The organism is Rhizobium sp. BK376 (assembly GCF_004341625.1).
Taxonomy (GTDB): Bacteria; Pseudomonadota; Alphaproteobacteria; order Rhizobiales; family Rhizobiaceae; genus Rhizobium.
In genome coordinates this window covers 196,636-220,575 of the sequence record NZ_SLZG01000002.1, presented here as the reverse complement: position 1 = coordinate 220,575, position 23,940 = coordinate 196,636, and the positions used below count along the sequence as shown (strand labels likewise).

The 23,940-nt window shown below is 62.4% G+C and carries 21 protein-coding genes; 13 read left to right on the top strand and 8 right to left on the bottom strand.

The genetic code is table 11. The features are described 5' to 3' along the window. Positions 1-174: 174 nt before the first annotated feature. Entirely contained in the window at positions 175-1,785 is a 1,611-nt protein-coding gene (locus EV561_RS05590; RefSeq protein WP_132518493.1) for an AMP-binding protein, read from the bottom strand. A 246-nt stretch (positions 1,786-2,031) separates the two neighbouring features. Here EV561_RS05590 and EV561_RS05585 point away from each other — a divergent pair, with 246 nt between their 5' ends. The 8 genes from EV561_RS05585 to EV561_RS05550 are packed head-to-tail and all read left to right on the top strand — an operon-like array spanning position 2,032 to position 11,172. Beyond that, entirely contained in the window at positions 2,032-4,356 is a 2,325-nt protein-coding gene (locus EV561_RS05585; protein ID WP_132519847.1) for a bifunctional salicylyl-CoA 5-hydroxylase/oxidoreductase, read from the top strand. Between the two features lie 6 nt (positions 4,357-4,362). Beyond that, a complete protein-coding gene (locus EV561_RS05580) occupies positions 4,363-5,151 on the top strand; it encodes an SDR family NAD(P)-dependent oxidoreductase (protein ID WP_132518491.1) in 789 nt (262 codons plus the stop codon). Continuing rightward, positions 5,148-5,999 (top strand): enoyl-CoA hydratase family protein, encoded by an 852-nt coding sequence (locus tag EV561_RS05575; protein WP_132518489.1) that lies wholly within the window; start codon positions 5,148-5,150, stop codon positions 5,997-5,999. Before EV561_RS05580 ends, EV561_RS05575 begins: the two co-directional genes overlap by 4 nt. A 1-nt stretch (position 6,000) precedes the next feature. Further along, positions 6,001-7,182, top strand: a complete 1,182-nt coding sequence (locus tag EV561_RS05570) for an acyl-CoA dehydrogenase family protein (RefSeq protein ID WP_132518487.1) — start codon at positions 6,001-6,003, stop codon at positions 7,180-7,182. 14 nt (positions 7,183-7,196) lie between these two features. Further along, a complete protein-coding gene (locus tag EV561_RS05565; protein WP_132518485.1) occupies positions 7,197-8,384 on the top strand; it encodes an acyl-CoA dehydrogenase in 1,188 nt (395 codons plus the stop codon). An 8-nt stretch (positions 8,385-8,392) separates the two neighbouring features. Next, a complete protein-coding gene (locus EV561_RS05560) occupies positions 8,393-8,824 on the top strand; it encodes a thioesterase family protein (RefSeq protein ID WP_132518483.1) in 432 nt (143 codons plus the stop codon). After that, the gene (locus EV561_RS05555; protein ID WP_132518481.1) at positions 8,802-9,197 is read left to right on the top strand and encodes a RidA family protein; all 396 of its coding nucleotides are present in this window, start codon (positions 8,802-8,804) and stop codon (positions 9,195-9,197) included. Before EV561_RS05560 ends, EV561_RS05555 begins: the two co-directional genes overlap by 23 nt. A 7-nt stretch (positions 9,198-9,204) precedes the next feature. Then, positions 9,205-11,172, top strand: a complete 1,968-nt coding sequence (locus EV561_RS05550) for a 3-hydroxyacyl-CoA dehydrogenase NAD-binding domain-containing protein (protein ID WP_132518479.1) — start codon at positions 9,205-9,207, stop codon at positions 11,170-11,172. Positions 11,173-11,230: 58 nt separating this feature from the next. Here the strand turns inward: EV561_RS05550 and EV561_RS05545 are convergent, their stop codons facing one another. From EV561_RS05545 to EV561_RS05535, 3 genes are all read right to left on the bottom strand, one after another. Then, positions 11,231-12,439: an adenylate/guanylate cyclase domain-containing protein gene (locus EV561_RS05545; RefSeq protein WP_132518477.1), complete on the bottom strand. Its 1,209-nt coding sequence runs from the start codon at positions 12,437-12,439 to the stop codon at positions 11,231-11,233. Positions 12,440-12,592: 153 nt separating this feature from the next. Then, on the bottom strand, positions 12,593-13,495 hold the full coding sequence (locus EV561_RS05540; protein ID WP_132518475.1) for an SDR family oxidoreductase: 903 nt from the start codon (positions 13,493-13,495) through the stop codon (positions 12,593-12,595). Between the two features lie 256 nt (positions 13,496-13,751). Continuing rightward, positions 13,752-14,492 carry an SDR family oxidoreductase gene (locus EV561_RS05535; protein WP_132518473.1) on the bottom strand — a complete coding sequence of 247 codons (741 nt, stop codon included), beginning with the start codon at positions 14,490-14,492 and terminating at the stop codon, positions 13,752-13,754. 122 nt (positions 14,493-14,614) lie between these two features. Here EV561_RS05535 and EV561_RS05530 point away from each other — a divergent pair, with 122 nt between their 5' ends. The 3 genes from EV561_RS05530 to EV561_RS05520 all read left to right on the top strand — a co-directional run bounded on the left by EV561_RS05530 (position 14,615) and on the right by EV561_RS05520 (position 17,585). Then, complete coding sequence (locus EV561_RS05530) at positions 14,615-15,520, top strand: LysR family transcriptional regulator (RefSeq protein WP_132518471.1); 906 nt, start codon at positions 14,615-14,617, stop codon at positions 15,518-15,520. Positions 15,521-15,628: 108 nt separating this feature from the next. Further along, on the top strand, positions 15,629-16,975 hold the full coding sequence (locus EV561_RS05525; RefSeq protein WP_132518469.1) for an LLM class flavin-dependent oxidoreductase: 1,347 nt from the start codon (positions 15,629-15,631) through the stop codon (positions 16,973-16,975). Between the two features lie 64 nt (positions 16,976-17,039). Continuing rightward, positions 17,040-17,585, top strand: a complete 546-nt coding sequence (locus EV561_RS05520) for a hypothetical protein (protein ID WP_132518467.1) — start codon at positions 17,040-17,042, stop codon at positions 17,583-17,585. 18 nt (positions 17,586-17,603) lie between these two features. Here EV561_RS05520 and EV561_RS05515 read toward each other — a convergent pair whose 3' ends face one another. Next, entirely contained in the window at positions 17,604-18,032 is a 429-nt protein-coding gene (locus tag EV561_RS05515) for an OsmC family protein (RefSeq protein WP_132518465.1), read from the bottom strand. A 719-nt stretch (positions 18,033-18,751) separates the two neighbouring features. Here EV561_RS05515 and EV561_RS05505 point away from each other — a divergent pair. Next, the gene (locus tag EV561_RS05505; protein WP_132518463.1) at positions 18,752-19,396 is read left to right on the top strand and encodes a ThuA domain-containing protein; all 645 of its coding nucleotides are present in this window, start codon (positions 18,752-18,754) and stop codon (positions 19,394-19,396) included. 130 nt (positions 19,397-19,526) lie between these two features. Then, entirely contained in the window at positions 19,527-21,269 is a 1,743-nt protein-coding gene (gene ggt / locus EV561_RS05500; protein WP_132518461.1) for a gamma-glutamyltransferase, read from the top strand. Positions 21,270-21,288: 19 nt separating this feature from the next. Here the strand turns inward: ggt and EV561_RS05495 are convergent, their stop codons facing one another. From EV561_RS05495 to EV561_RS05485, 3 genes are all read right to left on the bottom strand, one after another. Then, positions 21,289-21,627, bottom strand: a complete 339-nt coding sequence (locus EV561_RS05495; protein ID WP_132518459.1) for a YciI family protein — start codon at positions 21,625-21,627, stop codon at positions 21,289-21,291. Positions 21,628-21,852: 225 nt separating this feature from the next. Next, the gene (locus EV561_RS05490; RefSeq protein WP_132518457.1) at positions 21,853-22,647 is read right to left on the bottom strand and encodes a hypothetical protein; all 795 of its coding nucleotides are present in this window, start codon (positions 22,645-22,647) and stop codon (positions 21,853-21,855) included. 173 nt (positions 22,648-22,820) lie between these two features. Continuing rightward, positions 22,821-23,888: a hypothetical protein gene (locus EV561_RS05485; protein ID WP_132518455.1), complete on the bottom strand. Its 1,068-nt coding sequence runs from the start codon at positions 23,886-23,888 to the stop codon at positions 22,821-22,823. Positions 23,889-23,940 lie beyond the last annotated feature (52 nt).

Genomic DNA, 23,940 nt, shown 5'->3' with positions numbered 1-23,940 from the left:
GCGCCGTCTCATCTCCGATAGCAAGCGAAAGGTTGCGCGAAAACCAGCGTTGACCCGAGCCCGCCTGTAGAGACGTCTTTGCACTGACATCCTAACGAACCGACGGCCACGGCTACTCACACTGCCCAAACCAAGGGGTCAGGCAGCGGATCACCGCTACGCGCGATTTCTCTCTCACTTCAACCGAAACCGCTGGATCTTCCCCGACTCCGTCTTCGGCAGCGCCTCGGTGAACACGATCGACCGCGGATACTTGTAGGGCGCGATGACCGCCTTCACATGTTCCTGCAGCAGCTTCGCCATGGCATCTGACGCCTGCGCGCCATCGACCAAAACGACGTGTGCCTGCACGATCGTCCCCCTCGCCTCGTCGGAAGCGCCGATGACGGCGCATTCGCGGACATCAGGGTGCTGCAGCAGCGCGGCTTCCACCTCCGGGCCGGCGATGTTGTAGCCGGCGGAGACGATGATGTCGTCCGAGCGGGCGGCGAAGTGGAAATAGCCGTCCTCGTCCTGCGTGAAGGAATCGCCCGTCAGATTCCATCCGGCGCGGACATAGTCCGCCTGCCTCGTGTCGGCGAGATAGCGGCAGCCGATCGGCCCGCGAACGGCGAGCCGGCCGATGCCGCCGCGCGGCACCTCGTTCATCGCTTCATCGACGATGCGCGCCTCGTAGCCTGATAGCGGCTTGCCGGTGCAGCCGGGTTTCGCATCGCCCAGCCGGTTGGAGATGAAGATATGCAGCATCTCGGTCGAGCCGATGCCGTCGAGGATCGGCTTTCCCGTCTTCGTAACCCATTCATGATAGACCGGCGCCGGCAGGGTCTCGCCCGCCGAGACCGCGATGCGCAGCGACGAGAGATCGGCGCCCGCATCCATGGCGGCCAGCATGGCGCGATAGGCCGTCGGCGCGGTGAAGGTGATCGTCGCCTTCAGATCCTGGATGATCTGCACCATGTTCTGCGGCGAGGCGGTTTCCAAGAGAGCCGCAGACGCCCCGAATCGCAGCGGGAAGATCACCAGCCCGCCGAGCCCGAAGGTGAAGGCGATCGGCGGCGAGCCGACGAAAACGTCGTCGGGCGTGACGGCAAGCACTTCCTTCGCATAGGCATCGGCAATGATCAGCAGGTCGCGATGAAAATGCATCGTCGCCTTCGGCACGCCTGTGGATCCCGAGGTAAAGCCGAGCAGCGCGACATCATCGCGGCCGGTCTTCACGGCATCGAAATGCACGGGCTTGTTCAGCGCGATGCGGTCGAGCTCAGCGTCGTGATTGGCGGTGCCGTCGAAGCCGACCACCTGCCTCAGGCAGCGGCTGTCCTTGGCAACAGCGACCATCTCGTCCATCAGCCGCGTATCGCAGAGCGCCAGCCCGATCTCCGCCTTGTCGACGACCTTGGCAAGCTCGCCTGCGCGCAGCATCGGCATGGTATTGACCGCGACGCCGCCGGCCTTGGTCACGGCCAGCCAGCACGCGATCATGGCCGGCGTATTGGCGGATCGGATCAACACGCGATTGCCGGGCTTCAGCCCGTAATCCTCGGTGAGGGCATGGGAGATCCGGCTCGTCCAGTCCGTCAGCTCCTTGTAGGTGCGGCGGCGGCCATTGCCGATCAGCGCCACCCGGTCTCCGAAGCCGCGCTCGACCATGCGGTCGGTCAGCTCGTAGGCGGCGTTCAGCCATTCCGGATAGTCGAAGCCATCCATCAGCAATTCCGGCCACTCGGCAAGCGGCGGTAGATTGTCCCGGGTAAATGTATCGGCGTGACCGGTCGGTCCAAGCATCTTCGTTCCCCTGCTCTGCAGCGCGATTGCAACATGCGGCGGCACGGCCTTCTACGAGACCTTGATCTGTGCCTGCGCGAGCAGGATGGCATCGCACCTTCTCCATTTCAAGCTTGAAATTTTAAGCCTAAAATAAATTTGATTTCTACTGTCGAAAGCCGCATCTATCGCTTGACCACCCGAAGGATGTGGATATATTTTAGGTTTAAAGTAATGACCGACTTCGGAATGCGGAAAGGAATTGCCATGCGCATCGTCTGTATCGGAGGCGGCCCGGCGGGCCTCTATTTCGGCCTTCTGATGAAGAAGCTGCATCCCGAACATGATGTCAGGGTCGTCGAACGCAACAAGCCCTACGATACCTTCGGCTGGGGCGTCGTCTTCTCGGACGCGACCATGGTTTCCATGCGCAAATGGGATCCCGAAAGTGCGGCCGAGATCGAGGATGCCTTCAACCACTGGGACGATATCGAGGTCTTGTTCAAGGGCACGCGCCAGCGCACCTCGGGCCACGGCTTCGTCGGCATCGGCCGCAAGAAGCTGCTGAACATCCTGCAGAAGCGTTGTGAGGAACTCGGCGTTGAACTCGTCTTCGAAACCGACGTCAGTTCCGATCTCGACTACCCCGACGCCGACCTCATCATCGCCTCCGACGGCCTGAACTCGAAGATCCGCAATCGCTATGCCGATATCTTCCAGCCGGACATGATCACTCGGCCGAACCGCTATATCTGGCTCGGCACCAACAAGCTCTACGACGCCTTCACCTTCGATTTCCGCAAGACGGATCATGGCTGGTTCCAGGCGCATATCTACAAGTTCGACGACAAGACCTCGACCTTCATCGTCGAGACAACGGAAGAAGCCTATCTCGCCCATGGTCTCGACAAGATCGACCAGCAGGGCTCGATCGATTTCTGCCAGGGCCTCTTTTCGGAAGTGCTCGACGGCGCCGAGCTGATGACCAATGCGCGCCATCTGCGTGGCTCGGCCTGGCTGAACTTCAACCGCCTGATCTGCGGCAAATGGAGCCATTTCAATGGCAATTCGCATGTTGTGCTGATGGGCGACGCCGCCCACACCGCCCATTTCGCCATCGGCTCCGGCACCAAGCTTGCAATCGACGATGCGATCGAGCTTGCCAACCAGTTCCAAATCCATGGCCACGGCAAGGACAGGATCCCTGATGTCCTCGAAACCTACGAGGAAATCCGTCGCGTCGATGTCGCCCGCATCCAGAATGCCGCGCGCAACGCGATGGAATGGTTCGAAGTGGTCGGCCGCCGCTATGCCGATCAGCTGGAGCCGGAACAGTTCATGTATTCCATGCTGACCCGCTCGCAGCGCATCAGCCACGAGAATCTTCGCCTGCGCGACAAGACCTGGCTGGAAGGCTATGAGCGCTGGTTTGCGAAGAAATCCGGTCTGCCTGTCGGCAGCGACCGCTGCCTACCGCCAATGTTCACGCCCTATCAGCTGCGCGGCACCTCGCTCGTCAACCGCGTCGTCGTCTCGCCGATGGCGATGTATTCGGCCGACGACGGGCTCATCAACGACTTCCACATGGTCCATCTCGGCTCCCGCGCGCTCGGCGGCGCAGGCTTGATCTTCGCGGAAATGACCTGCGTCTCGCCGGATGCGCGCATCACCCCCGGCTGCCTCGGCCTCTGGAACGAGGAACAGGCCGCGCAGTGGAAACGCCTCGTCGATTTCGTGCATACGAGCAGCGCCGCCAAGGTCGGCATCCAGCTCGGCCATGCCGGCCGCAAGGGCGCGACGAAGCTTGCCTGGGAAGGCATCGACCAGCCGCTTTCGGAAGGCGAATGGCCGCTGATCTCGGCGTCAGCCATTCCCTATCTGAAGAACAGCCAGGTACCGAAGGCCATGGACCGATCGGACATGGACCGCGTCAAGGCCGATCACGTCCGAGCCGCCCAGCTCGCGGCCACGACCGGCGCCGACTGGCTGGAGTTGCACTGCGCCCACGGCTATCTGCTCTCGAGCTTCCTGTCGCCGCTTACCAATCTGCGCGACGACGAATATGGCGGCAGCCACGAGAACCGCGCCCGCTTTCCGCTGGAAGTCTTCCGCGCCATCCGCGAAGTCTGGCCGGAGGAAAAGCCGATGTCGGTGCGCCTCTCCTGCCATGACTGGACCGACGACGGCAACACGCCCGAGGATGCGGCAATCTTCGCGCAGATGTTCAAGGATGCTGGCGCTGACCTGATCGACTGCTCGTCGGGCCAGGTCTCGAAAGAGGAAAAGCCGGTCTATGGCCGCCTCTTCCAGACGCCCTTCTCAGACAAGATCCGCAACGAGATCGGCATTCCGACGATCGCCGTCGGCGCAATTTCGGAGGCCGATCACGCCAATTCGATCATTGCCGCCGGCCGCGCCGATCTTTGCGCCGTCGCCCGCCCGCATCTGGCCGATCCCGCTTGGTCGCTGCACGAGGCGGCCAAGATCGGCCTCACCGAAATTCCGTGGCCGAAGCAATATCAGTCGGGCAAGTATCAATACGAAGCGAATCTCGCCCGCGCCGCTACCGCGGCGCCAACTCAGGCGAAGTGAGGCAGCATGAGCGCTGAAGGCAAACTGGCAGGACGTCATACGCTGGTCACAGGCGGCGGCAGCGGCATCGGGGCCGCGATCGCCCGCGCGCTTGTCGCCGAGGGTGCCCGCGTGACGCTTGCCGGCCGCCGCAGCGAGCCGCTGAAAGCGCTCGCCACGGAACTCGGCGAAAACACATTCGTCGCCGCCGGTTTCGACGTCACCAGCCCCGAGGCGATCGCGGCAGGCTTTGCGGCCGCACGGGAAAAATTCGGCCCCGTCTCTGTTCTCGTGAACAACGCCGGCGAGGCGCCGACCGCCCCCTTCGAGAAGACCAGTCTCGACATGTGGAACCACGTTCTCTCTGTCGACCTGACCGGCGTTTTCCTGGTGACGCAGGCCGCCCTGCCCGATCTCAAGGCGCATGGAAACGGCGCCCGCATCATCAACATCGCCTCGACGGCCGGGCTCACCGGCTATGGCTATGTTTCGGCCTATGTAGCCGCCAAGCACGGCGTTGTCGGCCTGACCCGCTCGCTGGCGCTGGAGCTGGCAAAGACGGGCGTGACGGTCAATGCTGTCTGCCCGGGCTTTACCGACACCCCGATCATCGCGCGCTCAATCGAGACGATCGTCGCCAAGACTGGCCGCACGCCCGAGCAGGCCATGGCGGAATTCACGAAATCCAATCCGCAGGGGCGGCTGGTGCAGCCGGAGGAGGTCGCCGATACGGTGATCTGGCTCGCATCGCCCAATGCGGCATCGATAACAGGACAGGCAATCGCGGTTGCCGGCGGGGAGGTTTTGGCAGGATGAGCGATCATGATATGACGATGCGGGGTCATTTGACGCCCTTTAGGGATTATCAGCCGAAGCATTTCCTCTGGGAAGTCAGTGAGGACGGCCGCGTCGCGACCATCCGGCTGAACCGGCCGGAGCGCAAGAACCCGCTCACCTTCGAAAGCTATGCCGAGCTGCGCGATCTCTTCCGCGACCTCGTCTATGCCTCGGATATCCGCGCGATCGTGCTGGCCGGCTCCGGCGGCAATTTTTCGTCGGGCGGCGACGTCTTCGAGATCATCGAGCCCCTGACGCGCATGGCGATGCCGGAGCTTCTGGCCTTCACCCGCATGACCGGCGATCTCGTCAAGGCGATGCGCAAGTGCCCGCAGCCGATCATCGCGGCTGTCGACGGCATCTGCGCCGGCGCCGGCGCGATCCTCGCAATGGCCTCGGACCTCAGGCTCGCGACGCCGGAAGCCAAAACCGCCTTCCTCTTTACCCGCGTCGGCCTTGCCGGGGCGGACATGGGCGCTTGCGGCATCCTCCCGCGCATCATCGGCCAGGGCCGCGCCGCCGAACTGCTCTTCACCGGCCGTTCGATGAGCGCTACCGAGGGCAATGCCTGGGGCTTCTACAACGCCTTGCACGCCGCGGCCGATCTCGAAGCCGAAGCGCTCAAGCTTGCCCATTCGCTCGCCGACGGTCCCTGGTTCGCGCATGGCATGACCAAGACCATGCTGAACCAGGAATGGGCGATGGGCATCGACGAGATGATTGAGTCCGAAGCCCAGGCCCAGGCGGTCTGCATGGCGACACAGGATTTTCGCCGCGCCTTCGAGGCCTTCGCGGCCAAGCGCAAGCCCGAGTTCCAGGGGAACTAACATGGGTCAGGCATCGACGCTTCCCGGACCGTCGCGGGACCATCTGGACTGGCCGTTCTTCGAAGAGCGCCACCGCGATTTCGCGGCCAGGGTCGACGACTTCGCCAGATCGGGCGTCATGGCCGGCATCGACCACGCCGATGTCGACGGCGCCTGCCGCAAGCTGGTGAAGGCGCTCGGCGACGCCGGTCTGCTTGCCGCCGCTACCGGCACCTCGGATGCCGAGCCGCTGATCGATTCCCGCCTTGTCTGCCTCGCCCGCGAAACGCTCGCCTGGCACGACGGGCTTGCCGATTTCGCCTTCGCCATGCAGGGTCTTGGTACCGGCGCGATCGGGTTGACCGACTCCGCGGAACTGCGCGCTGCCGTTCTGCCCAAGGTCCGCTCCGGCGAATGGCTCTCCGCCTTCGCGCTCTCGGAAAAGGATGCCGGCTCCGACGTCGCCGCCATGGCCTGCGCCGCCCACGCCGATGGCGACCATTATGTGCTGGATGGCGAAAAGACCTGGATTTCCAACGGCGGCATCGCCGACGTCTATACCGTCTTCGCTCGATCCGGCGAGGCGCCGGGCACACGCGGCATCTCGGCCTTCGTCGTCTTTGCCGATGATCCCGGCTTCTCGATCTCCGAGCGCATCGAGGTGATCGCGCCGCATCCGCTGGCGACGATCCGGTTCGAAAACTGCCGCATCCCGGCCTCGCGCCGCCTGGGCGCGCCCGGCGAAGGCTTCAAGATCGCCATGCGCACGCTGGACATCTTCCGCGCCTCAGTCGCCGCAGCGGCCCTGGGCTTCGCGCGCCGGGCGCTCGACGAGTCCCTCGTTCATGCCAAGGCGCGGCCGATGTTCGGCGCAGCGCTTGCCGACCTTCAGTTGACGCAAGCGGCCCTCGGGGATATGGCGACCGGCATCGATGCGGCAGCGCTTTTGACCTATCGGGCGGCCTGGCGACGCGATGTGCAGAAGCTTTCCACGACGCGCGAAGCGGCGATGGCGAAGATGACGGCGACCGAGACGGCACAGGATGTCATCGACCGCGCCGTCCAGCTCTTCGGCGGCCGCGGGGTGCGGACTGGTGAAATAACGGAAAAACTCTATCGGGAGATTCGCGCGCTGCGCATCTACGAAGGTGCGACGGAGGTTCAGAAACTCATCGTCGCCCGCGAACTCCTCAAGACCATTTGACGGGAGACATACTCATGGCATCGACACGCGAAGTCTTTGATTGGGCGGATCCATTCCGGCTGACGGAGCAGTTGAACGACGACGAGCGCATGGTGCTCGACACCGCGCATGCCTATGCGCAGGAGAAGCTGGCGCCGCGCGTGCTTGACGCCTTCCGTCATGAGAAGACCGATCCCGCTATCTTCCGCGAAATGGGCGAACTCGGCCTGCTCGGGCCGACAATCGCACCGGAATATGGCGGCGCCGGCCTCGGTTACGTCGCCTATGGCCTGATCGCGCGCGAGATCGAGCGCGTCGACAGCGGTTATCGCTCGATGATGAGCGTGCAGTCCTCCCTCGTCATGGTGCCGATCGACGCCTTCGGCTCGGAAGCGCAGAAGCAGAAATACCTGCCGAAGCTTAGCTCGGGCGAATGGATCGGCTGCTTCGGCCTGACCGAACCGAACCACGGCTCCGACCCGGGCTCGATGGTCACACGCGCAAAGAAGGTCGATGGCGGCTATAGCCTGACCGGCGCCAAGACCTGGATTTCCAACGCCCCGATCGCCGACGTCTTCGTCGTCTGGGCGAAGACCGAGGATGGTGTCATCCGCGGCTTCATCCTCGAAAAGGGCTGGAAGGGCCTCACCGCCCCGGCAATCCACGGCAAGGTCGGGCTTCGCGCCTCGATCACGGGCGAAGTCGTCATGGACAATGTCTTCGTGCCCGAAGAAAACCTGCTGCCCAACGTATCGGGCCTCAAGGGTCCCTTCACCTGCCTCAACTCGGCCCGTTTCGGCATTGCCTGGGGCGCGCTGGGGGCTGCCGAGGATTGCTATGCCAAGGCCCGGCAATATGTTCTCGACCGCAAGCAGTTCGGCCGGCCGCTCGCCGCCAACCAGCTGATCCAGAAGAAGCTCGCCGACATGGTGACCGAGATCACGCTCGGCCTGCAAGGCTGCCTGCGCCTCGGCCGCATGAAGGAAGACGGCCATCCGCCGGTCGAACTGACCTCGATCCTGAAGCGCAACTCCTGCGGCAAGGCGCTGGACATTGCCCGCGCAGCCCGCGACATGCTCGGCGGCAACGGCATTTCCGACGAATTCGGCATTGCCCGCCACATGGTCAACCTCGAAGTCGTCAACACCTACGAAGGTACGCACGACGTCCACGCCCTCATCCTCGGCCGCGCCATCACGGGCATTGCCGCTTTCGCGAATTGAGGACGGAATTGGCGTTTCGCACCGAAAGACCGCTGCGCTTCGGGGACTGCGATCCTTCAGGGATCGCCTATTTCCCGTCCTACCTGAACATCCTCGTCGGTGTTCTGGAGGACTTCTTCGCATCGCTCGGCTTTCCCTGGAAGACGATGATTGACGACAGGCGCCTCGGCGTTCCGACGGTGCGCCTCGATCTGACCTTTTCCAGCCCCGGCTTCCAGGGCGACACGCTGGAATTTGCGCTCCATGTCCGCGGCGTCGGCCGGTCCTCGCTCGATCTCGAGCATGAGATATCCGCCAACGGCAAGCTACTGTGGAGCGCCAAGCACCGCGTCGTCTCGACCTCGCTCGATACCCATCAATCCCTTGCCTGGCCGGAGGATATCCGTGCCGCGCTGACCTCTCATTTGGAGACCGCCGATGCACACCATCCTGCAACCTGAAGGTTGGGCCAAGCCCATCGGCTATGCCAACGGCGTCGCCGCAACCGGTCGTACGGTCTTCGTCGGCGGTCAGGTCGGCTGGAACGCCGCCTGCGAATTCGAGAGCGACGATTTCGTCGAGCAGGTGCGTCAGACGCTGAAGAACGTCGTTGCGATCCTCGCCGAGGGTGGCGCCGAACCGCAGCACATCACCTCGATGACCTGGTATTTCACCGACAAGGCTGAATATCTCGGCAACCTCAAAGGCATCGGCCAGGCCTATCGCGACATCATCGGCCGGCATTTCCCGGCCATGGCCGCAATGCAGGTCGTCGCCCTCGTCGAGGACCGCGCCAAGATCGAGATCCAGGCAACCGCCGTCATCCCGGAATAGGTGAACCATGCCGGACTTGCGCTTTTCCGACACGATCTCGGGCTCGGTGCGTAACGGCGTTCTTGTCGTCACCATCGACAATCCGCCGGTCAACGCCACATCGGCGGACGTTCGCGCTGGTCTGATGGCGGCGCTCGACCGCGCCGAAGTGGACGCGACAGTGCAGGCAATCGCGCTGACTGGCGCCGGCAATACCTTCGTCGGCGGCGCCGACATCAAGGAATTCGGCAAGCCGCCCGTCGAACCGACGCTGCCGCAGGTCATCGAGCGCATCGAAGCCTTCAGGAAGGCTGCCGTTGCCGCTATCAATGGCGCGGCCCTCGGCGGCGGCTGCGAGCTGACGCTCGCCTGCCATCATCGCATCGCCCTTTCTTCGGCGAAGATCGGCCTGCCCGAAGTCAAGCTCGGCATCGTGCCGGGCGCGGGTGCCACGCAGCGCCTGCCGCGCCTGACCGGAACACCCGCAGCCATCGAACTGATCTCGTCGGCCCGCCTCGTCGGCGCCGGTGAAGCGCGGTCGCTTGGCATTGTCGACGCGGTTGTAGACGCCGATGTGGTCGGCGCCGCTGCCGAGGTCGCGAAAGGCCTCGTCGGCAAGCCTCTTCGCCGCACCGGCGCGCTGACAGTTCCCGATGCGCCGGCCGACACCCTCGAGAAGGCGGCCGCCGATGCCGCCCGCAAGGCCAAAGGCCAGCGCGCGCCGCTCGAAGCGATCCGCCTCGTGCGCCTTGCCGCCACTGCCCCGCTTGCCGAGGGCTTGGCAGAGGAACGCCGCACCTTTCTCGAACTGCGCGACAGCGACGAAGCCGCCGCCCTTCGCCACGTCTTCTTCGCCGAGCGCGCCGCCGGCAAGGTCGATGGCCTCGAAACGGTGAAGGCACGCAAGGTCGACGTGATCGGCATCGTCGGCACCGGCCTGATGGGCTCGGGCATCGCCGTTGCTGCGCTCAATGGCGGCTATCGCGTCATCGGCGTCGAGCAGACACAGGATGCGGCCGACAAGGGCCGTGAGCGGATCTCTGGCCTTCTCGACAAGGCCGTGCAGACCGGCCGGCTGGATGCCGCCGGACGCGACGGGCGCCTGCAGCGGCTGACCGTAACATCTGACGCGTCGGAACTTGCCGCCGCCGATCTCGTCATCGAAGCCGTCTTCGACGACCTTGTGGTCAAGACCGAACTCTTCCAGCGCCTCGACAACATCGTCCGACCGGACGCGATCCTTGCCACCAATACCAGCTATCTGGACCCGAACGCGATTGCCGCCGCCACCGCCCATCCCGAGCGGGTGGTCGGCCTGCACTTCTTCTCGCCGGCCCACATCATGCGGCTGGTCGAGGTCGTGAACTGCGCGAAATCAGCGCCCGACGTGCTCGTCACCGCACTCGCCGTTGCCAAGAAGCTCGGCAAGCTGCCTGTCGTCTGCGGCGTGACCGAAGGCTTCATCGGCAACCGCATTTTCTCGGCCTATCGCCGCGAGGCTGAATTCATGCTGGAGGACGGCGCCCTGCCGCACGAGATCGATGCGGCGCTGGAGGCCTACGGCTTTCCGATGGGCCTTTTCGCGGTCTACGACATGGCAGGCCTCGAGATTGCCTGGGCAAAGCGCAAGCGCCAGGCCGCAACCCGCGATCCCGCCGCTCGCTACGTGGATATCGCAGACCGGCTCTGCGAGGCGCAGCGTTTCGGCCAGAAGGCTGGTAAGGGCTGGTATGCCTATCCCGATGGCAAGCGCTCTGTGGACCCCGAAGTGACCGCCCTGATCGAGCAAGTTCGAGCCGAAAAAGGCATCGAACCCAGACATTTCAATGCCGACGAGATCACCGCTCGCCTGCTAAAGGCCATGGCCGACGAGGGCGAGGCATTGCTTGCCGAAGGCATCGCGGCACGCCCCGGCGATATCGATCTCGTCATGATCAACGGCTACGGCTTCCCGTCCCATCGCGGCGGCCCGATGTTTGCCGCCGGCCGCCGATAAGTTTTGATCCTACGCAATTCCGGACGCAAAGCCGCGCGACACCTTTGCTGAAATTGCGTCAGGCCGCCGAGATCAGCGTGAAAAGCTCCTGTGCGCGCTTGACGCCGCGCAGCGCATAACGGCCGACGGAGACGATATCGTTGCGCTGCACGACCTGCGCCGACGAGGCGAAACTCGACGACATCAGGATATCGCGATCCGCGGAATGGCACATCGATGCAATGCGGCTCACCTCGTTGACAGCAGGCCCGATGACCGTGAAATCCAGCCGATCCTGGCTGCCGATATTGCCATAGAAGACATCGCCGATATGCAGCCCGAGATAGACTTCCGTCACCGGCCGCCCCTCGATCTGCCGCTGTGAATTGAGGTCCCTCAGACGCTGGCGCAACAGGGATTCGGCCTTGAGAGCCGCAGCACAGGCATCGCTGGTATCCTCGGCTTTGAAGATGGCAAGCGTCCCGTCACCGATCAATTTCAGCACGTTGCCGCCGGCCTCATGGATCGAGGATATGACGGCATCGGCATAGTCGTTCAGCATCGGGATGAGTTCATCCGGCTCGGCCGTATCCGAAATGCGCGTATAGTTCGCAAGGTCGGAAAACCATAGCGCCGCCGAGATCCGCTCTGCCTTGCCGCGGCTGATCTTGCCCTCCAGCACATGCCGGGCGGCATCCTCGCCGAGATAGACCTCGGCAATGGTGCGCGCGATGCGGCCGAGCGCCGTGCATTTGATCGCAAGCCCGAGCGCAGGCACGAGGCGGCGCAGGGTCGCCAGGTCTTCCCCGGAAAAACCGTCCTTGGCAGTGCTTGCGAAATGCGAGAAAAAGCAATCCATCTCGCCGATCGTACCGGCTTCTTCGAAGCGTTGGGCAAAGGCGATGAAATCGGTGTGGCCGGACTCCTGCATGCTGTCCAGCCCGTAGAAATCGATCGGATCGCCACCCGTGATGCGCCGGCGAACTTCGGGCTCGCCGCTGCTCAGCAGGTAATAGAAAGCCGAGCGCAGCCAGTTTTCCTGCGCGATGCCGCGTCCCGTCGGGCCGTATTCGAATACCGGCTCGACGGCTTCGCGCCGATCCCAGCGAAATGCGCGGCCTTCATAAACGGGGTGCAGCGTGTCCATCAGTGCCATCGCTCGGCCGAGTTCGAGGCCGTGCTGATAGCAGGCATCGCAGAAACCACTGAGCAACGCGGCTTCCGAAGCGCCTTTCAGGCCTTGCTGCATCAACCATGCAGCAATCTCGCTGATATCTTTATCTTGCATGAAGGTAATCCCGGGGGCTTCTGAGGGTTCGCTTTAATACCATTCCACGACGCAAGAAAGCGGCGATATCGAATTGATGGCCGAAAACATGGAAATCGCCGCTTTGCGGGGTGCAAAGCGGCGATTTGACGCGATGGACATAACGACCGGTAATCAGCCCCTGACGGTCGGCTTCAAAAGGTCGTCCAGGCCGATCCGGCGGAAGAGCTCGGCGCGAACGCGGTCAGCGACGCCGTTGACGATCTCCGCACCATCTTCCGACGGATCGATATGAGTGCGGAACGGACGCTTGCCAAATGGCATGTTGACCACGTCGACGATCGCGACAGCCACGGCACCTGCGTCTGCATCGGCCGGTTCGAGCGAGGCAAGACCCTTCAGTGCCTGATCCGTCACGCCCTTGTAGGGACCGTCATTGTATTCGGCAGCGCGGGCCGTATCGGCCGGGGAGCCGGAATGGGCGAAGTGGTTGGTGCCCTTGGTGAAGGCGCCGGGCACGATGATCGCGGTCTCGATGCCCCAGCGGTTGAGCTCGCTGGCGTAGGAGACCGCAAGCGAATCCATCGCGGCCTTGGCAGCGAAATAAGGAGCGAGATAGGGCGGCGTGCCGCCGCGGGTGCTTGATGAGGATACCCAGACGACCAGGCCCTTCCCCGCCTTGCGCATAAAGGGCAGCGCCGCACGGTTGATGCGCTGGGTCGAAAGGACGTTGATATCGAAGAGCTCGGCATATTGTTCCGACGTGAAGGCTTCGGCCGGGCCGAAGGACATGTGGCCGGCATTGTGGACGAGCACGTCGATGCGGCCTTCGTCGGCGATGACCTTGGCAATGCCGGCTTCGACGGAAGCATCATTGGCGACGTCGAGTTCGACGGAGCGAAGGTCGACGGCGTTGTCCTTGGCGAAGGCCGCAGCCTCGGCAACTGCAGAAGCGTTGCGTCCTTCGGTGCCGCGAATGCCGGCATAGACGGTGTGGCCGGCCTTGGCGAGGGCGCGGGCCGTGAGTGCGCCAAAGCCGCTCGATGCACCCGTGATGACGATAACTTGCTTGCTCATGATCTTGATCCTTCGGGATGGGGTAAATGGGATTTACGAAAGGCGGAGGCACTCTTCCTCTCCTCCGTCATCCCTGTGCTCGTCACAGGGATCCAGCCGGCCCAAGTCCTTGGGCCGAGGAAAGTTTTTTCACGTCGCAGACGCGCCGTGACTGGATTCCTGTGACAAGCACAGGAATGACAGGGGACAGGGCCACGACAGACAGCAAGGTTTCATTTGCTACCGAGTGACCCGCCCCCACCTGCCAGTCAAAACCTCAGATCATGCCGCCATTGGCGCGCAGCACCTGACCGTTGACCCAGGTGCCGTCGGGGCCGGCAAGGAAGGCGACAACACTGGCGATGTCGTCAGGCGTCCCGAGACGTTCCAGCGGGTTTGCCTTGGCCAGCCGATCGATGAGTTCGTCGGACTTGCCGTTGAGGAAGAGATCGGTGGCCGTCGGGCCGGGAGCGACTGCATTGACCGTGATCTTGCGGCCGCGCATTTCCTTGGACATGATGCCCGTCATGGTTTCGACCGCAGCCTTGGTGCCGGCATAGACGGCGTAGCTTTCCGGCTTCAGGCCAACGACGCTCGACGAGAAATTGATGACCCGGCCGCCTTCGCGCAGGCGCTTTGCAGCTTCGCGCAGCGTGTTGAACGTGCCCTTGAGATTGATCGCGATCTGGCGATCAAAGCTGGCGTCATCGACATTCACCAGAGGCGAAAGCAGCATGATGCCGGCATTGTTGACGAGCACGTCGACGCCCCCGAATGCGGTTTCAGCCGTATCGAACATGTGGCGGACGGCTTCGGCATCCGAAACGTCGGCCTGTGCCGCCACGGCCTTGCCGCCGGCCTGCTCGATCTTGCGCACCACGTCCTCGGCTGAGGCGGCGCTGCCTGCATAGTTGACGACGACGGTGAAACCATCCTTGCCGAGACGCTCGGCAATCGCGGCGCCGATGCCTCTGGAAGCGCCGGTGACGATGGCGACCTTGTTGCTCTCAACGGACATTGTCTTTCTCCTCAGTGTGTTTGCGCCTCAGCGCGTTTCGATGAGAGGAAGATGCCCCTTTTCGAACGGCGGATAATCGGCCATTATCCGGCATCACTATCCGGGAAATGCGAACAAATACGATGGACAGGTTCGATGCCATGCGGGTCTTCACCCGCGTCGTTGAAAGACGCAGCTTCACACTGGCGGCCGAGGACACCGGGCTGCCACGCTCGACGGTGACCGATGCGGTCAAGCAGGTTGAGGCGCGCCTCGGCGTGCGCCTGCTGCAGCGCACGACCCGCCATGTCAGCCCGACGCTCGACGGCGAGGCCTATTACCAGCGATGCCTCAGCATACTCGCCGACATCGAGGATGCCGAGGGCGCCTTTGCCGGCGCCAAGCCGAAAGGGCTGCTGCGCGTCGATGTCCACGGGACGCTGGCGCGGCATTTCGTGCTGCCGAGCCTGCCCTCGTTCCTCGAGACTTATCCCGACATCGAGTTCTACATGAGCGAGGGCGACAGGCTGGTGGACCTGGTGCGCGAGGGTATCGACTGCGTGCTGCGCGTCGGCATTTCCCAGGATAGCGACATGGTCGCCCGCCGCGTTGCGATGCTGGAAGAGCTGACACTTGCCTCACCCGCCTATATCGAACGCCATGGGATGCCGGAGCATCCGGAAAGGCTGGAGGGCCACCGCATGGTCGGCTTCCGTTCGACGGCAGCAGGCGGATTGCTGCCCCTTGAATTCATCATCGACGGGGAGGTGCGCAATATCATGCTGCCGACGACGGTTTCGGTGAATGCTGCCGAAAGCATGCACGCTGCGGCAAGGCTCGGGCTAGGCATCATCCAGGTGCCGCGGTACCATATGCAACAATATCTCGATTCCGGCGAGCTGGTATCGATCCTGACGGACTATCCCCTGACGAAGACGCCGGTATCGCTGCTCTATCCCCGCAACCGCCAGCTTTCTCCCCGCGTGCGCGTCTTCATCGATTGGCTCACCAGAGTCTTCGCGCAGCACCGGGATGAAACCACCGCCTGAAACAAATAAGCGGTAACAGCCCTTTGAATATGCAGCCGACATCCCTACGTGCGAAGGGAAACGCCGGGCCTGCAATACAGGCAAGGAATCTGCGGAAGGATGGGGCGAATGGTTGAGCGGAAACAATTGAAACTCGGCGCCTTCATGCGTCCTGTCAGCCTTCATGCCGGCGCATGGCGTTACCCGGGTGCCTATCCCGATGCCAACTTCAATTTCAAGCATATTGTCAGCTTCGCACAGAAGCTGGAGCAGGCGAAATTCGACGCTTTCTTCATGGCCGATCATCTGGCCGTGCTCAACATGCCGATCGAGGCGCTGAAGCGCAGCCACACCGTCACCTCCTTCGAGCCCTTCACCCTGCTTTCCGCGCTTGCGGCCCTCACCGAGAAGATCGGCCTCGTCGCGACCGCCTCGACCACGTTCGATGCGCCCTATCACATCGCCCGTCGCTTCGCCTCGCTCGACCACATCAGCGGTGGCCGCGCCGGCTGGAACATCGTCACCACGTCCAATCCCGATGCAGCGCTGAATTTCGGGCTGGAAGAGCACATGGAGCACGACGAACGCTATGGCAGGGCCCGTGAATTCTACGATGTCGTGACCGGCCTCTGGGACAGCTTTGCCGACGATGCCTTCATTCGCGATACCGAAAGCGGCATTTTCTTTGATCCTGATAGGATGCATGTCCTCGGCCACAAGGGCGCGGAACTGAGCGTGCGCGGCCCGCTGAATATCGCCCGTTCGCCGCAGGGCTGGCCGGTTATCGTGCAGGCCGGACAATCCGAAGCCGGCCGACAGCTTGCCGCCGAAACCGCCGAAGTCGTCTTCGCCGCACCCCGCGACCTCGATACGGCCAAGCCGATGTATGCCGACATCAAGGGCCGGATGCAGCGCGTCGGTCGCAATCCCGACCATCTGAAGATCCTGCCGGCCGCTTTCATCGTCGTCGGCGACACGGTCGACGAAGCCAAGGCCAAGCGCGCCAAGCTGGACAGCCTGGTCCATTACGACAGCGCCATCGCCCAGCTGTCGATCACGCTCGGCCACGATGCCTCGAAATTCGATCCCGACGCTCCACTCCCGGAAATCCCTGAGAGCAACGCCAGCAAGAGCGGTCGCGAGCAGGCGATCCGTCTGGCGCAGAGGGAAAATCTGACCGTCCGGCAGCTTGCCCAGCGCCTCGGCGGCTATGGCGGGCTTGCCTTCGTCGGCACGCCAGCGACCATCGCCGACGAGATGGAGAAATGGCTCGACGAACGAGGCTCCGACGGCTTCAACGTCGTCTTCCCCTTCCTGCCCCAGGGCCTGAATGACGTCGCGGATCGGGTCATTCCCGAACTGCAGCGCCGCGGTCTCTTCCGCAAGGAGTATGAGGGAACGACGCTGCGCGAACATCTTGGCCTGCCGCGCCCGGAAAACCGCTTCTTTGCGCCGGCAGCACACGCGGCCCAATGAGGGATCCGGGTGACATCGGCAGCCAAATCGGTCAGAAGAAACCATCATTTCAAGAGACCAGCCGATGAGCCAGCTATCCCATTTCGACTACGACACCGCCTCCGAAGCCGCCCGCGCCGAGCATGATCGTGAAGTCGCCCTGCGCGGTCGCATGACCAACATGAAGCGCACGCTGCTGCATTCGCCGGCGGCACACCGGATCTATGCCGAGTGGTTCACGCTGCGCGAGGAACTGCGGCCTGCACTGGACGACCGCGCCGTCTGGCTTTTCTGCCTGTCCATCTCACTGGAGAGCCGGTCGATCATTCCCGTCGGCTTCTTTCGCCGGGCATTGATCAATGCGGGTCTTACGCCCGATGCTGTTGTGGCGACGGAAGACGAGGCGCTGCTGATGGAATTCGGCAGGGCGATCGTCGTCGATGCCAACGCCGTGCCTCAGGAACTGTGGGACCAGCTGAAAGCGCGCTACGACGAGCCGACCTTGGTGAACCTCGTCGCCTTCGCCGGCATCATGATCGCGACGGCCGTGTTCAACAATGTCGTGGATGTGGACGTCGATGCGGAGCTGAGGCCTTATCTGGAAGGCTTTGAGTTGCCAGCCAGATCGTAACGCTACCGCCCGATCATCTCACCCCGAAATCGTGGTCGAGAACTCAGGGTTGCCGCGGATCGTGTTGCTGACGGTGCAGATCTCGTCTTCGGCGGCGCGCGCGATCGCCTCGCGGGTCTCTTCGTCGAAAGCACCCTTGATCGTGAAGGCGATGTTGAATTTCTCGACGCGCGACAGGCCCTCGGTCGCCTTCTCGCCGGTCACGACCGCGGTGACCTCGGTCAATTTGTCGAGAACGCCCATATTGCTTGCCGCCATGCGGGCGCTGAGCACAAGGCAGGCCGACAGCGAGGAATAGAGCAGATCGAGCGGATTGAATCCCGGCTGCGATGGGCCGGTGACGATATCGAGCGCGCCGCCGGTAACTGTCGTCACATGCGGAAATCCGGTGCGTCCAACGACCGCGGTTGCGCCCGTCTGCCGCGTCTTAATCTTCAGCTCAGCCATGGGAAAATTTGCCCTACCTGTTCAAAACAACGTTTGAAAACAGATAGGGATTTTCGCGACCGGAAACAATCCAAGTGAATTTACGACAACACAATACGGGCCGTTCCGGCTCTCAATGGGCGGTCCAGCAGCTTTCGCAACATCCATAGGCCGGCGCCGTGGATGTCCAGCGGAAGAACCGTTGGTGGCAATATACGCACTCGATTTCGACGACATGCGTTTTCTTGGCAACCACAAACGGCTTTGGTCGGCTGACCCGCTCCGCTCTCCACTGCTCCAGCTTCGTGATCATGCTATCCCCCGCTCGATCAATTTCCTTCATTGTAGAAAATCCTAAATTTAAGAAAACGCCAGTCCGACTTACTGTGGATAATAACGGTAAGTTATCCCCGATATTCTCTACAAACAGGACACAAAAGGATAGTTTGGCGAATATTGCTCTAACGATATGGAGTTATACTTTCGGTTTCGCTTAACCCATGGGTAGTAACTCTTAAGTATTAGTTACCGGCCCGAAGCGGCGCGAGGGGTTATCGGCATCCTGATTCGCGATTCGCCGACGCCCTGCGTCGTCAAGGCACATTGCAGACGCCACCGATTGTGGTTGCAATCGGCGCTGCACGGGTCGCAGACGAAATCTGACGCTATCTCGGGGTAAAGCGGCTATCGCACGCTCACTGGCGAAAGCCTTATCCAGCAAGACTTGAAGGGGAGCCGATATGCGCAAGGCAATCGTGGTTTGGGGTGGCTGGAAAGGTCACGAACCCGAGGAAGGCGCGCATATCGTCGGGCGGATGCTCGCTGAAGACGGCTTCGAGGTGGAGATCACACCGGATCTCGGCATCTTGGGCTCGCCGACATTGCGCAGCGCAAGCCTGCTGGTGCCGATCATTACCGGCGAGACGATCGAGAAGCCCCACGTCGATTCGCTGACATCGGCCGTCCGCGGCGGCTTAGGCCTCGCCGGCTTCCATTGCGCGCTTGCCACCTCCTTCAAGGAAAGCCCCGCCTTCCACTATCTGACCGGCGTCACCTGGGTCGCCCATCCCGGCAACATTATCGATTTCCGCGTCGCCGTGACCCGCCAGGACGACCCTCTCATGGCCGACATCCCGGATTTCGACTACCGCTCGGAGCAATATTACCTGCACTACGATCCGTCGGTCGAAGTGCTGGCGACCACGACATTCACGGGCAAACATGATCAGGCGACGCGCAACGTCACCATGCCCGTCGTCTTCAAGCGCCATTTCGGCGCCGGCCGCATCTTCTATTCCGCCCTCGGCCATGTCGCGGCCGAATTCGACCATCCCCACATGCCGGTCATCCTGCGGCGTGGCCTTTCCTGGGCCGCACGCCGCTGACCGCATGTGTGAGCCCCAAAAAGCACACGCTGACAGCAAAAACCTAGGGACCAGTGGAAAGGGAGGGCTGGACATGGCCTTCCCGAAAGGATCCCCTAGGTCTTATCGGGATCAATGGGGGAGAGTTACCATGCATCTACGCCGAAGCGTTTTCGCCTCGATCACTGCTCTGTCTTTCGGTTTCATTGGTATAACGACCAGCTTCGCCGCCTCGCCGCAACCGGTCGAGGCCGAGCACGGTATGGTCGTCACCGCTCAGCATCTGGCTACCGACATTGGCGTCGACGTGCTGAAGAGCGGCGGCAATGCGGTCGACGCAGCTGTTGCGGTCGGGTATGCACTGGCGGTTGTCTATCCCACGGCCGGCAATATCGGCGGCGGCGGTTTCATGACCATCCGCATGAAGGACGGCAAGACGACTTTCTTCGATTTTCGTGAGCGTGCGCCGATCGCCGCCACCAAGACCATGTATCTCGACGACAAGGGTAACGTCGTGAAAGGCGCAAGCACCGAGGGCTATCTCGCCGTCGGCGTCCCCGGCTCCGTCATGGGCTTCGAGACGGCGCGGGAGAAATACGGCACCAAATCCCGCCAGGAACTGATGGCCCCGGCCATCCGCTATGCGAAAGAAGGCTTCATCCTAAACCAGGCCGACGCCAAGACGCTGAATGACAGCGAGAAGCGTCTGTCGCAGGATCCGGCCGCGTCAGCCATCTTCGTCAAGCCGAATGCCGCGCCCTTCTCCTCGGGCGACAAGCTTGTGCAGCCCGATCTTGCCAATGCCCTCTCCAGCATATCGGACCAGGGACCGGACGCTTTCTACAAGGGCTCCATCGCCGATCTGATCGTCAAGGCGAGTGGGGCCAAGCATGGCATTCTGGCAAAGGAAGATTTCGAGCAGTACCAGGTGCGTGAACTCGCACCCGTCACCTGCAACTATCGCGGCTACGACATCATTTCCTCGCCGCCGCCATCGTCAGGCGGCGTCATCATCTGCGAAATCCTCAATGTGCTGGAAGGCTATCCGCTCTCCTATCTCGGCCAGGGTTCGGCCGAGACGGTGCATTTGATGGTCGAAGCCATGCGCCATGCCTATGTAGATCGCAATGCCGCCCTCGGCGATCCTGACTTCGTCGACAATCCCGTGAGCAAACTGCTGGACAAGGCCTATGCCGCCAAGATCCGCGACAGCATCGATCCCTATCGCGCCGGCGTCTCGAAGGATCTCATGCCGAAGGGCATGGGCGAGAGTCACGAGACCACCCACTATTCGATCATCGACAATGACGGCAACGCGGTCGCAGTGACCTATACGCTGAACGGCTCCTTCGGCGCCGGTGTCGTGGCTGATGGCACTGGCATCCTGCTCAACAACGAGATGGACGATTTCACCTCCAAGCCCGGCGTACCGAACCTCTATGGCCTCGTGCAAGGCGAGGCGAACGCCATCCAGCCGAAGAAGACCCCCCTCTCCTCCATGAGCCCGACGATCATCGCCAAGGACGGCAAGCCATTCATGGTGATCGGCAGCCCGGGCGGCTCCCGCATCATCACCATCACGCTCGAAGCGATCATCAACGTCATCGATTTCGGCATGGACATCGGCCAGGCGATCGATACTCCGCGCATCCATCATCAGTGGCTGCCCGATAAGGTCTATACCGAACCCTATGCCCTCTCGCCCGACACGCTGAAGCTGTTGGCCGGCATGGGATATGACGTGCAGGTGGACAAGAGCTGGCCGATCTGGGGTCAGGCCGCAGGCATCCTCGTCGGCGGCAAGAGCCTTGGCGAAATCAGTGAGGGCGGCGGCGCCCGCTACAACGGCGCCATGGACAGCCGCGCCGGCTCAGGCACCGCCGAGGGATATTGAGGACTGACCGGCCGTTTCCTCAGTGAAACGGCCGCACCTCGACCGGCGCGCGGCAGGCTATGGCCGCCTTTTTCCCCCATGCCATCGCCTCGTCCATGTCAGCGGCATCCAGCACCCAGAAGCCGCCGACATGCTCGCCGGTTTTCAGATAAGGCCCGTCGATGACGAGCACCTGACCATCGGGCCTCGCCTGCAGCGATCTTGCGCTGCTTACAGGATGCAGGCCGCCAACGAACAGCCTGACACCGGCGGCTATCATCTCCTCGTTGAGGACATCGATATCACGGTGCATCGCCTCGTCCTCCGTGGACGGATCGTAGTCGTCAGGATGGTGGATTGCGACCAGATAGCGCGCCATGTCGTTGCCTCCAGGGTTTTCGGCCGGGCCGATCGCCCCGCCGTCACTGTCTATCTAGACGAACGATCGAATCGCGATCCGACAAATTTCCGGGAGATTTTTCCAGCGCGGTGCCGATTTGGCCTTTGGCCGGCCGTTAGCTCAAGCGGAAAACGCTCGACGACGCCCTCAGGACGGGGCGTTTCTCACGTGAAGACCGATCGGGCACAACCGTTTGCGCTGTTCCTAAAAGCGGATCGTCAGGCCGAGGATGGGGCCTTGTTCGACGACATCGAAGAGGAAGTTGTCCCTGTCGTAATTGACACCCAAGGCGCGGTAGCCTGCCGTGGCAGAGATTGTGTCGTTGAATTTGTATCCGAGCCCGGCGCCGACATCCCAATCAACCTTCGCGCCGCCACCGCCGACCAGGCCCCACCCGGTCCCGTAGATATGCGGCGTGAAGAAATAATTGCCCCTGAGCCCAGCGACCGCATCGACCCAGGTTTTTGAAAGGTCGCCGTCGAATCCGCCCAAAAAGCCGCCGTTTAGGGACAGGCTTGTATCGACGGACCAGATCCGCGCACCGCCGACGATATCCAGATGGCCGCTCGGGTCATCGAGAAGCGCATAGCCCACCCCGATCAGGCCAGCAAAGGACTTCGCAGTGACGTCGACACTGTTGGCCACGATGCCTCTTGGCGTCCCCGTGCTATACGACAACTTCGTGTAGAGCACGTCGCCGAAGACACTGAAGCGATCATATCGGGCTTCACCGGTTATCATGGCGGCGAAGTCGAGATGGTCGAAAAGATCGCCAAAATCCGCGCTGACGTGAGCGGGCGGCAGTCTGCCGTGGCCAACATCCCCTGATATTCCGGCGGCCCAGAAATAAGGGGTGACTTCAAAGGTCCATCCCGACGGCGCCTGAACCGCGGCAGGCGCAGGAGCAAGCGGCGTGAGATCAGCCGCCCGCAGGATGGTGGAAGGCAATAGCGCCAAACCGACCGCAACGGCAGCAATAGCCGCATTCTTAAGTTTCATCACTGAATCCCCTCTATCCAATGAGTCAAGGCTATACACCCCGTAGAATCGCCGTCTCTACCCCACGATGTTAGGATGCTCTAATACTACCTGTCCAGCAGCCCACGACACCGTTGCGAAAACGAGTGGCGGTTGTGGCTTTTCTGCCGCAATGCTTCGAGGTTGCGCTTGCGCTAGGAGCCGGGGCCATCTGCCGCCTTGGCAACTGGGCGATCGTCCGGGTTTGCCGTCATGACGCCGACGGATTGGCTGAGCGCGCGCGCGACGCGATCGGCCAGTTCCTTTTGCACATCTATAAGCGTTGTGGTCGCAAAGGGGCGATCATAGGTTTCGCTCCAGACGACTTGGCCGCTATGTGCGTCCACAAGCTGCGTATTCAGCCGAACCGTGTCGCCTTGCGAACGCAGGCTGCCCCTCACGACATAGGCGACAGCAAGGTGACGCCCGATATCGGTCACACTGTCCTGAACGAAGCCCGGGGGCAGCGAATAAAGTCTCATCGTGTCGAACTGGATCAGGTTGCTGATGAGTTGCTGGGTCAGCCCGGTGGCCAGAAATCGGTCGTTGTCGCTCAGGCTCAGCGCGTCGAAGGGCAGAACGATTATTGCCGGTCCTCCGGCCACAGCGTTGGAGGACCGTGCGCCCATGTCGTTCCAAATCCAGGCACCGGCGGCCGCGGCACAGATAAGGAGGACTGCAAACATGGCGGTAGCCCGTCCGGGCCGCCATTTGCGGCCGTCAGCTTCACGGATTTCCACGGGAGCTGATAGCGTCACCGTTGTCTGGCTTTCTTTTTCCAGGGGGCCTGTGGCGACATCGTTCGGTTCCGCTAGGTTGAGTGGGCGCGATCTTGCACTCGCATCCATCCATTCAAAATGAGGAATATATCCGCCGCGTGGAATGGAAATGCGGATCATGTCACGGCTTCCCTCCCCGGCATAATAGCAGTCGAGATCGCGCCGGAGACGACGGGCTTCCAGACGGACGACAGGGTCCGACTGGGCGTCGAAGGTTTCGTCGCGACCGAACACAGCCCGCGCTATCGGATAGCCCTTGAGGAAATCCGCCCTTCCGTCCAACGTCTCTTCCACGACATATCGAAGCAGCAGACGGCGGCGGGCGCTGGCTTGAAGCGTCGGGTTCGCCAGGATCCGCTCCATTTGCAATCGCCGCTCTCTCGGGGACGGCTCGGCAGCGATCACCCCTTCTTCGTCGCCAAATAGGTTCCGGATAGATGCCATCGATCCCCCCATTGGATGTCCGAGCGACAAGCCGACCCTTCACCACCTGCCC

Coding starts and splice junctions, on each gene's coding strand:
- EV561_RS05485 (WP_132518455.1), bottom strand. CDS start 23,888: ATGGCATCTATCCGGAACCTATTTGGCGACGAAGAAGGGGTGATCGCT.
- EV561_RS05570 (WP_132518487.1), top strand. CDS start 6,001: ATGGGTCAGGCATCGACGCTTCCCGGACCGTCGCGGGACCATCTGGAC.
- EV561_RS05565 (WP_132518485.1), top strand. CDS start 7,197: ATGGCATCGACACGCGAAGTCTTTGATTGGGCGGATCCATTCCGGCTG.
- EV561_RS05535 (WP_132518473.1), bottom strand. CDS start 14,492: ATGTCCGTTGAGAGCAACAAGGTCGCCATCGTCACCGGCGCTTCCAGA.
- EV561_RS05555 (WP_132518481.1), top strand. CDS start 8,802: ATGCACACCATCCTGCAACCTGAAGGTTGGGCCAAGCCCATCGGCTAT.
- EV561_RS05520 (WP_132518467.1), top strand. CDS start 17,040: ATGAGCCAGCTATCCCATTTCGACTACGACACCGCCTCCGAAGCCGCC.
- EV561_RS05525 (WP_132518469.1), top strand. CDS start 15,629: ATGGTTGAGCGGAAACAATTGAAACTCGGCGCCTTCATGCGTCCTGTC.
- EV561_RS05545 (WP_132518477.1), bottom strand. CDS start 12,439: ATGCAAGATAAAGATATCAGCGAGATTGCTGCATGGTTGATGCAGCAA.
- EV561_RS05590 (WP_132518493.1), bottom strand. CDS start 1,785: ATGCTTGGACCGACCGGTCACGCCGATACATTTACCCGGGACAATCTA.
- EV561_RS05575 (WP_132518489.1), top strand. CDS start 5,148: ATGAGCGATCATGATATGACGATGCGGGGTCATTTGACGCCCTTTAGG.
- EV561_RS05580 (WP_132518491.1), top strand. CDS start 4,363: ATGAGCGCTGAAGGCAAACTGGCAGGACGTCATACGCTGGTCACAGGC.
- EV561_RS05505 (WP_132518463.1), top strand. CDS start 18,752: ATGCGCAAGGCAATCGTGGTTTGGGGTGGCTGGAAAGGTCACGAACCC.
- EV561_RS05530 (WP_132518471.1), top strand. CDS start 14,615: ATGGACAGGTTCGATGCCATGCGGGTCTTCACCCGCGTCGTTGAAAGA.
- EV561_RS05540 (WP_132518475.1), bottom strand. CDS start 13,495: ATGAGCAAGCAAGTTATCGTCATCACGGGTGCATCGAGCGGCTTTGGC.
- EV561_RS05490 (WP_132518457.1), bottom strand. CDS start 22,647: ATGAAACTTAAGAATGCGGCTATTGCTGCCGTTGCGGTCGGTTTGGCG.
- EV561_RS05585 (WP_132519847.1), top strand. CDS start 2,032: ATGCGCATCGTCTGTATCGGAGGCGGCCCGGCGGGCCTCTATTTCGGC.
- EV561_RS05515 (WP_132518465.1), bottom strand. CDS start 18,032: ATGGCTGAGCTGAAGATTAAGACGCGGCAGACGGGCGCAACCGCGGTC.
- EV561_RS05495 (WP_132518459.1), bottom strand. CDS start 21,627: ATGGCGCGCTATCTGGTCGCAATCCACCATCCTGACGACTACGATCCG.
- EV561_RS05550 (WP_132518479.1), top strand. CDS start 9,205: ATGCCGGACTTGCGCTTTTCCGACACGATCTCGGGCTCGGTGCGTAAC.
- ggt (WP_132518461.1), top strand. CDS start 19,527: ATGCATCTACGCCGAAGCGTTTTCGCCTCGATCACTGCTCTGTCTTTC.